12 protein-coding genes, 1 tRNA gene and 1 pseudogene are annotated in these 12,333 nt (G+C 50.7%); 9 read left to right on the top strand and 5 right to left on the bottom strand.

What is annotated here, in order from left to right:
* Positions 1–34 precede the first annotated feature (34 nt).
* From nikR to HK25_RS06310, 5 genes are all read right to left on the bottom strand, one after another.
* Complete coding sequence (gene nikR, locus HK25_RS06330) at positions 35–514, bottom strand: nickel-responsive transcriptional regulator NikR (RefSeq protein ID WP_086553768.1); 480 nt, start codon at positions 512–514, stop codon at positions 35–37.
* A gap of 11 nt (positions 515–525) precedes the next feature.
* Positions 526–1,470 (bottom strand): ABC transporter ATP-binding protein, encoded by a 945-nt coding sequence (locus tag HK25_RS06325; RefSeq protein ID WP_086553767.1) that lies wholly within the window; start codon positions 1,468–1,470, stop codon positions 526–528.
* Positions 1,449–2,411, bottom strand: coding sequence for an ABC transporter permease (locus HK25_RS06320; protein WP_086635657.1), 963 nt, complete (start codon positions 2,409–2,411; stop codon positions 1,449–1,451). The genes HK25_RS06325 and HK25_RS06320 overlap by 22 nt, the downstream gene beginning before the upstream one ends.
* 20 nt (positions 2,412–2,431) lie before the next feature.
* A complete protein-coding gene (locus tag HK25_RS06315; RefSeq protein WP_086635656.1) occupies positions 2,432–3,415 on the bottom strand; it encodes an ABC transporter substrate-binding protein in 984 nt (327 codons plus the stop codon).
* Between the two features lie 296 nt (positions 3,416–3,711).
* Positions 3,712–3,786: transfer RNA gene (locus HK25_RS06310), tRNA-Gly, on the bottom strand.
* Positions 3,787–3,953: 167 nt separating this feature from the next.
* On the opposite strand from HK25_RS06310, the gene HK25_RS06305 reads away from it, so the two are divergent.
* From HK25_RS06305 to ubiM, 9 genes and pseudogenes are all read left to right on the top strand, one after another.
* Positions 3,954–5,999 carry an NAD(+) synthase gene (locus HK25_RS06305; RefSeq protein ID WP_086635655.1) on the top strand — a complete coding sequence of 682 codons (2,046 nt, stop codon included), beginning with the start codon at positions 3,954–3,956 and terminating at the stop codon, positions 5,997–5,999.
* A 121-nt stretch (positions 6,000–6,120) separates the two neighbouring features.
* Positions 6,121–6,717, top strand: coding sequence for an imidazoleglycerol-phosphate dehydratase HisB (hisB, locus tag HK25_RS06300; protein ID WP_086553763.1), 597 nt, complete (start codon positions 6,121–6,123; stop codon positions 6,715–6,717).
* Between the two features lie 84 nt (positions 6,718–6,801).
* Positions 6,802–7,464: an imidazole glycerol phosphate synthase subunit HisH gene (gene hisH / locus HK25_RS06295; RefSeq protein WP_086553762.1), complete on the top strand. Its 663-nt coding sequence runs from the start codon at positions 6,802–6,804 to the stop codon at positions 7,462–7,464.
* Positions 7,464–8,785 (top strand): annotated as a pseudogene (gene hisA / locus HK25_RS06290) (1-(5-phosphoribosyl)-5-[(5-phosphoribosylamino)methylideneamino]imidazole-4-carboxamide isomerase). The gene hisH and the pseudogene hisA overlap by 1 nt, the downstream one beginning before the upstream one ends.
* The gene (gene hisF, locus HK25_RS06285) at positions 8,779–9,567 is read left to right on the top strand and encodes an imidazole glycerol phosphate synthase subunit HisF (RefSeq protein WP_086635654.1); all 789 of its coding nucleotides are present in this window, start codon (positions 8,779–8,781) and stop codon (positions 9,565–9,567) included. The pseudogene hisA and the gene hisF overlap by 7 nt, the downstream one beginning before the upstream one ends.
* Complete coding sequence (locus HK25_RS06280) at positions 9,564–10,037, top strand: phosphoribosyl-ATP diphosphatase (protein WP_086635653.1); 474 nt, start codon at positions 9,564–9,566, stop codon at positions 10,035–10,037. The genes hisF and HK25_RS06280 overlap by 4 nt, the downstream gene beginning before the upstream one ends.
* Positions 10,038–10,040: 3 nt before the next feature.
* The gene (locus HK25_RS06275; RefSeq protein ID WP_086553759.1) at positions 10,041–10,415 is read left to right on the top strand and encodes a histidine triad nucleotide-binding protein; all 375 of its coding nucleotides are present in this window, start codon (positions 10,041–10,043) and stop codon (positions 10,413–10,415) included.
* A 45-nt stretch (positions 10,416–10,460) separates the two neighbouring features.
* A complete protein-coding gene (locus HK25_RS06270) occupies positions 10,461–11,057 on the top strand; it encodes a nitroreductase (RefSeq protein ID WP_086635652.1) in 597 nt (198 codons plus the stop codon).
* A gap of 5 nt (positions 11,058–11,062) precedes the next feature.
* The gene (gene ubiM / locus HK25_RS06265; RefSeq protein ID WP_086635651.1) at positions 11,063–12,265 is read left to right on the top strand and encodes a 5-demethoxyubiquinol-8 5-hydroxylase UbiM; all 1,203 of its coding nucleotides are present in this window, start codon (positions 11,063–11,065) and stop codon (positions 12,263–12,265) included.
* Positions 12,266–12,333 lie beyond the last annotated feature (68 nt).

Raw genomic sequence — 12,333 nt, 5'->3', positions numbered from 1 at the left:
ACTCTCCTGTATTATTCAGGGAAGATAAAAAATATCAGGGTTCTTCGACATTAAGTTCAAGCTCACGACCTGTTTCGTGAACGGGAGGAATAAGTGAAGCAATCAGGTGCAGGCGACCAGATATAACACCAGGCAATGTGATAAACTGATCAGCTATTTCCTGAAGTTTTTTTACTTTACCCTGAACGAGCAAAACTTCGAGTGTCTGACGACGAATGAGATTAACATGCAGAGAACTAATAACCTCAGCCAGATTTTCATATTGCAGATCAGCCAGTCTCTGCGGAAGATTTGCAACCGTGTTATTATAAAAAAGAATGATAACACCAGCCGAAAGCTCATCACCGCTTTCCTGGCGACATGACATCAGCTCCTGATGCACAATATTCTGAATAGCCTGAGACCGGCTGGCATAACCTTTTGCCTCAACCATAGCATCCAGCTCACGCAGAATAACCGGCGACAGCGATACACTGATACGGCTGATTTGCTCTTTGGGTTCTTTGCCGCTCATTCCGGTCTCTCCTACTCTACTTTATCTGTCACAAGCGTGAGGAGGGGGAGATCAATTTTTACATCCTCGTCCTCTGCATTCTCATCTGGCACACCGAAAGAACGAATAAGTTCCTCAAGATGAGCTTTAGTTGCCAGAAACTCATCTGACGTCATCTGCTCTGCCCTGCGTGGCCGTGACAGAGGTACTTCTATGACCTCTTCAACCCGACCAGGGTTAGGTTTAAGAACAAGGATACGATCAGCAAGATAAATAGCTTCATCAAGATCATGCGTGATAAAGACTATTGTTATGTCAATTTTACGCCAGATCTCCATCAGATAATTCTGCATTTTTGTGCGGGTCTGAGCATCAAGAGCGCTAAAGGATTCATCCATCAGAAGCACACGAGGTGAAGCCGCAAGAGCACGCGCAATTGCCACTCTTTGCTGCATACCACCTGACAACTGATGCGGATAAGCCTTTGCAAACTGCTCCAGACCAATCATCTGTAACCATTGCAGTGCCTGGCGCTGGGCCTCAAGACGGCTGACACCAGCCATTTCGATACCAAACATGACATTCTGACAAACATCCAGCCATGGAAAGAGTGTATATTTCTGAAAAACCATACCCCGGTCTGCACCTGGACCGTGTACCGACTTGCCATCCATCAGAATATGGCCGCTTGTCGGATCTTCCAGGCCTGCCAGGATACGAATAAGGGTTGATTTTCCACATCCTGATGGCCCGACAACACAGACCAGTTCGCGGCGATGCACACCAAATTCTATATCATCAAGCGCTTTGACACGGGAACGTTTTTGCACAAACTCTTTTGTAACATGGTCAATTTTTAAAACATAATCTCGTTTTTTAATCTGTGCCATACGCTCTGCAACATCAGGCGGAAGATCACGATAATCAGGAAGGGTATGTTCTGCTTTATCAGTCATCAGCCATTCTCCCTTTTCCATGTAAACAGTTTACGACCGAGCAGACCCAGAACAATATCAGTTCCAAGGCCAACGACACCAATCAGGGCAATAGCAGCAAAAACATTGTCAAAATGCTGATAACGCGCCTGCTGTGTAATGAACCATGTAATGCCGGATGATGTGCCAATCAGCTCAGCGACAATCAGATACGTCCAGGCCCAGCCCAGCAAAATGCGCTGATCTTTATAAAGGTCTGGCAAAATACCAGGAATAACAACACGAAATAATAAACGAAAACCTTTTGCACCCAGCGTACGTGATGCCTCAACCAGTGAGAAATCGAGCTGGCGTGTTGTATTGGCTATTACCAGAACCTGCTGGAACAATGTTCCGATTACAATGATGGCAATTTTCGGAGCATCATAAATACCCAGAATAGCAACGGCGAGAGCGCCAAAAGCCGGTGCCGGAAGATAACGAAAGAAATCGACAAATGGCTCAATTAATCTGGAAAGAGCGGGAATTGCACCACAAAATACACCCAGAGGCACGCCGATCACTGACGAAATTAAAAAACCCCAGAAAATAATACGAATACTGTGCCAGAAAGCCTGAAGAATAGAGTGCTCTGCCCCGACAGAAGCTGTAGATGTAAAGGCATTAACAAAAGCTTTTAACACCTGCCCCGGTGAAGGCAGATAAACAGGATTAGATGCGACACCTTTTGGCACAGCCTGATGCTGATCCTGCATTTCTTTTACTGCGCGGGCAAAATCGCTTTTATTCATCCGCATACCAGCTTCAAGATACTCCTCCCCTCCCGGGTCAGTAATCATAATCTGCGGATGCCAGACAAAAGGAAGGTAGCTGACTGAACTCCAGATCAGCAAAGGCAGGAGAACTGCCAGAACACCAAATATCTGGCGAGATACCCGGTCAGTCCGGCCATATAGCCGCCATGAAGCCCTGAAGCTGTGCATGATGCTCTCCTGCCGCACTTTTATTTAACGGATGCCGTAAAAGACGGATTTATATAACTGTCAACATTCTGCGACTTTTTATAAACCCCCTGCTGAAGGTTAAATGTATTCGCAACTTCTGTTGATCCGTAGAGAGAAGAAAGTCCCTCTTTTTTTACAAAAACAGCTTTATTATCTGAAAGTGTCAGAAGGTGCGTACCATTAAGAAAATGCTTGTAGGCAACAGGCGTGACCCCTGCGAGATGTGACATAATACGCAAAGCATCGGGCTGCGTTTTGGGGTCCTGAATATACGTCACTACACGATCCCATACGCCGACAAGGCGCTGCCACTGCTCACGGTTATCATGCACCGATTGCGGATCAACCACGATGGTATCATAAATCAGCCCAGGCACCTGATGTGATGTAAAAACCGGGCGAGAGCCAGGCACAGCCCGCAGCGCCTGACCTGAGTTAGGCTGCCAGGCGACAACGGCAGCAACTTCACCAGAAGCCAGAACCTGAGGCATTTCGTTAGTTTTGGTATTAACCAGCTTCACATCTTTTTCAGACATGCCTGACTGTTCAAGCGCTTTAAGCAGCAAAAGATGATCGACCAGACCCTCCTCAACCGCAATCGACTTGCCTTTAAGCTCCTGCATGCTGGTAATGCCAGGCTGTGCAACAACCATATCGTTGCCATCGGAATAATCGGTCGCGAGAATCATCTCGCCCTTATGGCCATTAGCCCCCATCATCAGGGCGTCACCATTTGTCGCCATAACAGCATCAAGCTTATGTGCAGCAAAAGCATCAAGCGAGGCACCATAATCAAACCACTGAAAATCAGCGTCAACCTTCGCCTCTTTCAGCCAGCCTTTATCAATAGCAATCTGCCAGGCGACCCAGCCTGGCCAGTCACTATAACCAACCTTGAGGGAAGCCGCAGAAACTGACGTGCAGGAAAGTGCCGCACAGATACCAGCGAACACGCTTTTGCGAAGAAGTGATGGCAGACGCATGAGAGCTCCAGTAATACGAATTTACAAAACCGTATTACTGATAGTGACCACAAAGGCCCGCTTCATGCAATTAAAATTATTCTAACTTCAGAATATTTCGAATTCGTTCTGTTATCTGTGCAAAAATTTAATGTGTTTTGAACAGGATGGACCAATTACGCCGCAGCATAAAAAAAATCATATTCAAACTCAGGAGAGGAGTCTGAAAACACAGCAATCTGTGATGAGGAAAAAAAACTCGACGAAAATTACAATCAAAACACTTAAGGTTTAATTATATTTTTCGGAGAAAAGTCTGGAGCGGGCGATGGGATTCGAACCCACGACCCCAACCTTGGCAAGGTTGTGCTCTACCCCTGAGCTACGCCCGCATCAGACTGAGGACTATATATTCTGATGATGAAAATTACACAATAGGGTATTTTGCTTTTTTATAATTTTTTTCGAAAATTTTTTCCTGCCAGGCAGAACGACTATTCTGCCATAGCTCAGGTTCACTCCTGACGGCTCAAAATAAGAGGAAGGGCGCAAAACCATCATGCCAGATTCTGTTTTTTACGCACTATACCACCATGGATACGCCCGCGTTGCCGCCTGCACCCTTCCTGTCGCTCTGGCTGACCCTGCCACCAACAAAGAACGTATCCTTGAGGCTGCAAAAAACAGCGATGAGCAGGGATGCTCGCTCTGCGTTTTTCCTGAACTCAGCCTGACAGGCTATTCTCTTGATGACCTGCGCCAGCAGGAAGTACTTCTCACCGAGACAGAAACCGCACTGACTGAGCTCGCTGCAGCTACCATTGATCTGCTCCCCATGCTCATTGTCGGAGCCGCCCTGCGCCACGGCTCAGCCTTATGTAACTGTGCCGTGGTGCTGCATCGCGGAAAAATTCTCGGAGTAGTACCCAAAAGCTACCTGCCAAACTACAGAGAGTTTTATGAGGCCCGGCAGTTCACAGCCTGTGCACAGCTCCGCAACGAAACGATCCGCATAGGGAAATATGCGGTGCCTTTTGGCACAAACCTTTTATTTGAAGCTGCCGACATCGCACATTTCTGCGTCGCTATCGAAATCTGCGAGGATATGTGGGTCCCCGTCTCACCCGGTTCAGTCGCTGCACTGGCCGGAGCCACCATTCTCGCCAACCCCTCTGCCAGTGACATCACCGTTGGCAAAGCTGAAACCCGCGATCTTTTATGCCGCTCACAATCAGCCCGGTGCCTCTCTGCTTATATTTACGCCGCCGCCGGAGAGGGGGAATCCACGACAGATGTAGCCTGGGATGGGCAAATCTCTATTTTTGAAAATGGGCAGCTACTGGCAGAAAGCGAACGTTTTCCCTCTGGCAGTCGCGTTATCACTGCTGATATCGACCTCATGCTACTGGCTCAGGAGCGTATGCGCATGGGGTCATTCACCGCAAATGCCCGTGCTGTTGCTGGCGATACATCCGCCTGGCAGCGTATTACAAGCACCTTCACACCGCCGCTGACCAATCTGGGCCTGCGCCGCCCCCTTAACCGTTTTCCTTTCGTGCCCTCCGACCCACACCGCCTTGAACAGGACTGCTTTGAAGCTTTTACCATTCAGGTTTCGGCACTCAAACAACGCTTGCGCAACAGCGGCGTAAAAACCATGGTCATTGGCATATCGGGAGGGCTGGACTCGACCCAAGCACTGCTGACCGCTGTGCGCGCTGCCGATGAAATGGGCTGGCCCCGCACATCAGTGCTGGCCTACACCATGCCGGGCTTTGGTACGACTGATAAAACCCTGGCCAGCGCCAATATTTTAATGGAGACCCTGGGTACCACACACGAAGTTCTCGATATCCGGCCAGCAGCCTCTCTGATGCTGCGTGACATTGATCACCCCTTTGCAAAAGGCGAGGCTGTGCATGATGTCACTTTTGAAAATGTTCAGGCCGGCATGCGCACAGACTTTTTATTCAGGCTGGCTAACAAACATAACGGGCTTGTGATCGGCACAGGAGACCTCTCGGAACTGGCTCTTGGCTGGTGTACTTATGGTGTCGGCGATCAGATGTCGCACTATAATGTGAATGCCGGCCTGCCCAAAACGCTTATTCAGCACCTCATCCGCTGGGCAATTACCTCAGGGTATTTTTCACAAACAGTTTCCCCGGTTCTGACCACAATTCTTAATACAGAAATCTCTCCCGAACTCATTCCCGCAACGAATGGAAAAATACAAAGCACAGAAGATACAATAGGCCCCTATGCTCTGCATGACTTCACCTTATTTTATATACTGCGCTATGGCCTGCCACCATCACGTATCGCCTTTATGGCCCTGCAGGCCTGGCAAAATACAGAGGAAGGCAGCTGGCCACCCGGCTTTCCTGATGCAGAGCGTAAGGCCTATGACCTTGTAACGATCAGACACTGGCTTGGTAAATTTCTTTACCGTTTTTTCACCACCAGTCAGTTTAAACGCTCAGCCATGCCCAACGGCCCCAAAATTATGGCCGGCGGCAGTCTCTCACCACGTGGCGACTGGCGCGCTCCCTCTGATGGCAACGCGAGACTCTGGCTCGATGAGCTTGAACGCAACGTGCCCTGAAAAAACCTGAAAAAGACTTAAGCCTGAAAAAGGCTTAAGATAGATTTACCAAATTCTGAGCAGCAGGCATGGTAACGCATCATAGCGTGATGCTGCAGCTTAGGTTATACAGGACACCATTATGAAGACAGAACGTCAGGCCACAACCCATCGCGCAACCAGCGAGACAGATATTACGGTGACCCTGGATCTCGACGGATCAGGTAAAGCGAATATTGACACAGGCATTGGTTTTTTTGACCATATGCTGACAGCTCTTTCAAAACACAGCCTGATTGATCTGTCAGTTAAAGTGCAGGGAGACCTGCATATTGACGGGCACCATACCGTTGAAGACACCGGCATTGCCATAGGGCAGACCCTCAGACAGGCCCTGGGTGACAAACGCGGTGTTCGCCGGTTTGGTCACGCTCTTGTACCGCTTGATGAAGCTCTGTGTGAAGCGGTTGTTGATCTGTCCGGTCGCCCCTTCCTCGCTTTTGACGCAACCTTTGACCGTGACCGCATTGGCGAAATGGATACAGAACTGGTCGAAGAATTTTTTCGTGCATTCGCAATGTCTGGCCTGCTAACATTGCATCTCACACAAAAAGCCGGAAAAAACTGCCACCATATTGCTGAAGCCGGTTTTAAAGCACTGGCAAGGGCACTCCGCATGGCGGTAGAAGCAGACCCGCGCGCTCAGGATGCAATCCCCTCAACCAAGGGAAAGCTGTAAAGCGTCTGCAATTCCCCCAGGCTCCCTCCATCCCGGAGCTTTTTCTCCGCTGGCCCTCTGCAGGCCGAGAACGTACGAGGTCATATGCCCAACTCTCTCTCCGTTGCCGTAATTGATTATGACGGCGGCAATCTGGCTTCTGCTGCCCGCGCAGCAGAGCGGGCAGCAGAGCTTTCAGGTCTTACTGCTTCTGTTGAGATTACCAGCAACCCCGACGCGGTTCTCAAAGCTGATCGTATTATTCTGCCAGGTCAGGGAGCCTTTGCCGACTGCGCCCGGGGGCTTGCTGCACAACCAGGTCTGAAACAGGCCCTGCTTAAAGCTGTAAGTGAAGGAACACCGTTTCTGGGCATCTGTGTTGGCATGCAGCTCATGGCCGAGCAGGGGCTTGAGCATGGCATAACCCCCGGCTTTGGATGGATCAAAGGTGAAGTCGCTCCTCTTGATGCACCAGGCCTGCGTCTTCCCCAGATGGGGTGGAACTCTCTCTCCTTCACTCGCCCACACCCGTTAACTGAACATCTGGGCAATGACCCGCACGGATATTTTGTGCACTCCTACGCCCTGCGCAACACATCTGCCGATACACTTCTGGCTACAACGGAGTATGGTGGTGCTGTGCCGGCTATAGTCTGTCACAAAAATATGGCAGGCACTCAGTTTCATGTTGAAAAAAGTCAGACTGTCGGCCTGCGTATTATAGCAAATTTTCTGTCCTGGCAGCCTGAGTCACCCCGGTGGGCCTGATGTCAAAAAAGAAAACAGTCAGTCGGATCCTGGAGTTTGAAGACGACGACCTGCAGGCACTATGCGAAGCAGTTAACGCCACAACAATTGATGGCGGAGGGCTTGGCTGGGTACGCCCTCAGGGCGCACAGGTGCTCGAGCGCTATTTTCAGGGGCTTCTGCTCGTACCTGAACGCATGCTTTTTGGCGTACGCCATGAAGAGGTTATTGTAGGCTCTGCCCAGCTTGTTCGCGAGCCTCGCAATAACGAAGCACAGGCCATGTGTGTTGCTCTGAAAAGTCTGTTTGTTGCCCCTTATGCCCGAAGGCAGGGACTTGGCCTGCAGTTGCTAAGTGCCGTTGAGCAGGCAGCACGCAGCATGGGTTATCGCGTCATCAATGCTGATGTACCCGAAACGCAGCGAGCCGCCATACAGCTCTTTATCCGTGCAGGTTTTGAGCACTGGGGCACACACCCTCATTATGCGCAGGTCGATGAGTGCCCGGTTCGCGGGTTATTCTTTTCAAAAAGACTCGACCTGACCTCCCTCCCTCTCCAGCAGCAGAAATAACACCAATGCCTCAGACTGATACCGCTCTTCGTCCTCTCACTCTGTATCCGGCCATTGACCTGAAAGACGGTGCCTGCGTTCGGCTACGTCGGGGTGAGATGGATGATGCAACCGTTTATTCTGATGACCCGGCTGCGCAGGCCCGTGCATGGTGTGATGCCGGATTTAAATGGCTGCATGCTGTTGACCTGAACGGTGCCTTCAGCGGCAAATCAGTTAACACCCCTGCCGTGCGCGCCATTCTTGAAAATACGACAGTACCGATGCAGCTGGGAGGAGGCCTGCGTGACATTCAGGCTATAGCCTCATGGCTTGAAGCCGGCATTACCCGCGTCATTCTGGGCTCAGTCGCAGTCAAAAACCCTGAACTGGTACGCGAAGCCTGTCGTCTCTTTCCTGGTCAGATTGTAGCCGGCATTGATGCACGCTCAGGCTTTGTTGCAACCGAGGGCTGGGCTGAAGTATCAGAAATGCAGGCCCGTGATCTGGCCCTGCGAATGCAGGATGCCGGTACAAGTGCCATTATCTTTACGGAAATCAGCCGTGATGGTATGCTCGAAGGCCTTGATCTGGAACAAACCGTCGAGCTGGCAAACACTGTGAGCATTCCGGTTATTGCCAGCGGTGGTGTTGGGTCAGTCGGGCATCTTGCCGCCTTACGCGAAGCCGCAGCACAGGCTCCTGGTATAGAAGGGGTGATTGTTGGCCGGGCCCTGTATGACGGCAGAGTGTCACCGCAGGAAGCACTTAGGGTACTTGGGTCATGCTGAAGCTGCGCGTTATTCCCTGCCTTGATGTTAAAAATGGCCGGGTTGTTAAGGGGGTTAACTTTGTCTCTCTGCGTGATGCAGGGGACCCGGTTGAGCAGGCTGTTGTTTACGACGCCGCCGGTGCCGATGAGCTGACCTTCCTCGATATTACGGCCAGCAATGAAAACCGTGATACTATCCTTGATGTCGTGACCCGCACAGCAAGACGCATTTTTTTACCTCTGACTGTGGGCGGAGGGGTCCGCACAACAGATGATATGCGTCGCCTTCTGCTGGCCGGTGCTGATAAATGCGCTATGAACTCAGCGGCGGTCTCACGCCCTGAGCTGATTAACGAAGCCGCCAATAAGTTCGGTAGTCAGTGTACAGTTGTTGCTGTTGATGCCAGGCAGTCTGCACCGGGGAAGTGGGAGGTGTATACCCATGGAGGGCGCACGCCGACAGGACGCGATGTAACCGACTGGGTACGCGAAGTTGAAGAACGTGGTGCAGGCGAAATTCTGCTCACATCAATGGACAGAGACGGCACCCGTTCAGGTTTCGACCTGTCCTTACTGCGCTCTGTTACTCAGGCAGTTCGTCTGCCGGTTATTGCCTCAGGTGGCGTTGGCGAGCTTGAACATTTTGCCGAAGGCGCACACGCCGGGGCAACAGGTCTGCTCGCTGCCAGCGTATTTCATTTTGGGCAGTTCAGCATTTCTCAGGTTAAAACGGCACTGGCTGCAGCCGGTCTGCCGGTCAGACCTTCTCCCGCTCCATTTCAGGCAAGCCAATCGATATGATTAAGAAAGTCAGCACAAAAACGCCTCCTGTCACACAACAGGACAAAAAAGCAGCAGCGACATCACCTGCGAAGAAAAAGGTGACTGCGAAGCCAAAAGCTGTGCCCACGGTCACGGCTGAACAGCTGGCAGACGTGCATATTCTTGAACGTCTGTTTACACTTGTCGAAAGCCGGAAAGGGACAGACCCTTCCCTTAGTCACTCTGCCCGCCTGCTGTCTCGCGGGACCAGCAAAATCGCACAGAAATTTGGTGAGGAAGCTGTTGAGTGCCTGATCGAAGCAGTAGCCGGTCGTAAAGATGAACTGATTAGTGAGAGTGCTGACGTACTCTACCATCTTATCGTCATGCTGGTAGACAGCGGCGTGCAGCTTAACGACATTTGGGCAGAACTGCATCGCCGGGAAGGGATCAGCGGCATTGCAGAAAAAGCATCACGTCCTAAAAAAAACCTTTCTAAAAAAGGATAAATAATGTCTGTCAGCGGCACCGGAACTTATGAGCCTGGCAATATTTTTGCCAGAATTTTACGAGGCGAAATTCCCTGCAATAAAGTCTTTGAAAATGACTATGTGCTCGCCTTTCATGACATCAGCCCAAAAGCGCCGGTGCACGTGCTGATAATTCCTAAAAAACCTTATGTCTCTTTTATTGATTTCAGCAAAACAGCATCCGCTGAAGAAATCGCTGCCATAATGCAGGCAACAGGGCACATTGCAGCCAGCCTTGATCTTGAAGAGGGTGGCTACAGGGTCATAACCAACGCAGGCCATAATGCCGGACAGGAAGTCCCGCATTTTCATCTGCATCTGATGGGTGGCAAAGCTCTCCCTGCTTTCCCTGGCTAATCGGCATAAAGTTTTCGCCTTACTGATCAGAAGGACCATAATAACATGACGCCAATGGAAATGCTCCTTAACCGTGCATCTCAGGACTCCCTTACTGCACCTGCACCATCTGCGTCAGAACTTTCAGACATTCTGGCGACAGCTATGCGCGCACCAGACCATGGCAAACTCAGACCGTGGCGTTATGTTATCATTGAAGGCGAAGCCCGCCCGCTTGCTGCAGAGCGTATAGTAGCCAGCATGCTCCGCCTTGATGCTCATGCTCCTCAGGCAAAAATAGACAAACGTCGCGATCGTTTTTCGAATATGCCCATGATCATTGCTCTGGGTATGCATTTGCGGCCTGATAATAAAATTCCTTTATGGGAACAGGAAATGACTGTCGCTGCAGGGGCTATGAACATCCTCAATGCACTTTCAGCAACAGGCTTTGGCGGCGTGTGGGTCTCTGGTGATATCACGGAGGATCCCGTTCTCGCAGCCGAGATCGGTTTTGAAGCCCCCCATAAACTGGCAGGTTTTCTTTTTGTCGGCACACCAGCCGGGCAGAACACCCCCTCACCCCGTCGCCCTGACCCTGAGCAGTTCACCGCACGCTGGCTTGGCAGCCCTGTGACTTTTACTGCTGACCGTAAGGAGTAATCATTATGTCAGACAGCATACAAACTGATGTTGTCATAACAGGTGGTGGGCCTGTCGGGCTGGCAACAGCTTTATCGTTAGCTGATATTGGCCTGAAGAGTGTTGTGCTCGAACGGGCACCTCTCAGCGCATGGGAAGACCCGGCTTTTGACGGCCGGGAGATTGCTCTGACACACCACTCCGTCAATATTCTTAAAAAACTAAATGCCTGGAACCTTATTCCTGAAACAGCTATCTGCCCGCTTCGTGAGGCACGGGTTGAAACCGGTAAATTTCGTCACCCGCTTACCTTCACGACCAACGGACGGGGTGTCGATGCTCTGGGCTGGCTTGTTTCTAACCATGAGATCAAACGTGCCCTCTATACTGTAGCTGCCCGGCGACCAGAGATTATACTGATGCCAGGCGCGGCCGTAACGGCCATTAATCAGGGTGCTGACCACGCTACTATTTCGCACACAGGCGGAGAGATAAAAGCTCAGCTTGTTGTCGGAGCAGATGGTCGTTTTTCTGAAACACGCGAACGCTGCGGCATAGGTGCCATTGTGCACGACTTTAAACGTGTGATGATGGTGTGTCGTATGTTTCACACCTCACCGCACCATAACATTGCAACACAATGGTTTGATGAGGGCCAGACCGTAGCACTCCTGCCTGTTAACGGAAGTGCATCATCACTTGTTCTGACATTACCTGAAGAGCAAATGCGCCAGCTTCTGGCTCTGCCACGTGATGACTTTAATGCTGCTGTTATGCAACGACTTGGAAACAGACTTGGTACGATGCGCCTGGTCAGCACACAGCATGTCTACCCGCTTAAAGGGGTTTATGCCCATCGTTTTGCCTCACGCCGCCTGGCACTGGTGGGCGATGCTTCAGTAGGTATGCACCCTATCACTGCTCATGGTTTTAACCTCGGCCTGAAAGGGCAGGAGACACTTGCAGATGCCGTCGCATGGAACCTGTCACTCTCAGCTGATGCCGGAGCCGCTGCGGGTTTAAGACGTTTTGAAAAAAAGCACAGACTGGCAACGGCTTTTCTTTTTGCTGGTACAAATGGCCTCGCCTCTCTCTACACCCACGATGGAGCGCCATTCAAAAAAATTCGTGAAACCGGCATTAAGCTTGCGGACTCTTTCCCTCCTTTTAAAAGAGCCGTTACATCCCTGCTGATGGATCGTCATGCAGAAAATAAAAAATATACGTAAGTGAAAATAAATATCTAAATTTTACCGGGTTATAATGTGACTATGGCCTGAGCTTAACCCGGTAAAAA

This window comes from Acetobacter sp. DsW_059 (assembly GCF_002153695.1).
Taxonomy (GTDB): Bacteria; Pseudomonadota; Alphaproteobacteria; order Acetobacterales; family Acetobacteraceae; genus Acetobacter; species Acetobacter thailandicus.
This window is presented reverse-complemented; position numbering and strand designations above follow the sequence as displayed.

Bases quoted from the DNA above. Each gene is read 5' to 3' on its own strand.
- HK25_RS06280 (WP_086635653.1), top strand. From the start codon at position 9,564: ATGATTAAGAAAGTCAGCACAAAAACGCCTCCTGTCACACAACAGGAC.
- HK25_RS06305 (WP_086635655.1), top strand. From the start codon at position 3,954: ATGCCAGATTCTGTTTTTTACGCACTATACCACCATGGATACGCCCGC.
- HK25_RS06270 (WP_086635652.1), top strand. From the start codon at position 10,461: ATGACGCCAATGGAAATGCTCCTTAACCGTGCATCTCAGGACTCCCTT.
- hisF (WP_086635654.1), top strand. From the start codon at position 8,779: ATGCTGAAGCTGCGCGTTATTCCCTGCCTTGATGTTAAAAATGGCCGG.
- hisB (WP_086553763.1), top strand. From the start codon at position 6,121: ATGAAGACAGAACGTCAGGCCACAACCCATCGCGCAACCAGCGAGACA.
- ubiM (WP_086635651.1), top strand. From the start codon at position 11,063: ATGTCAGACAGCATACAAACTGATGTTGTCATAACAGGTGGTGGGCCT.
- nikR (WP_086553768.1), bottom strand. From the start codon at position 514: ATGAGCGGCAAAGAACCCAAAGAGCAAATCAGCCGTATCAGTGTATCG.
- HK25_RS06320 (WP_086635657.1), bottom strand. From the start codon at position 2,411: ATGCACAGCTTCAGGGCTTCATGGCGGCTATATGGCCGGACTGACCGG.
- HK25_RS06275 (WP_086553759.1), top strand. From the start codon at position 10,041: ATGTCTGTCAGCGGCACCGGAACTTATGAGCCTGGCAATATTTTTGCC.
- hisH (WP_086553762.1), top strand. From the start codon at position 6,802: ATGCCCAACTCTCTCTCCGTTGCCGTAATTGATTATGACGGCGGCAAT.
- HK25_RS06315 (WP_086635656.1), bottom strand. From the start codon at position 3,415: ATGCGTCTGCCATCACTTCTTCGCAAAAGCGTGTTCGCTGGTATCTGT.
- HK25_RS06325 (WP_086553767.1), bottom strand. From the start codon at position 1,470: ATGGAAAAGGGAGAATGGCTGATGACTGATAAAGCAGAACATACCCTT.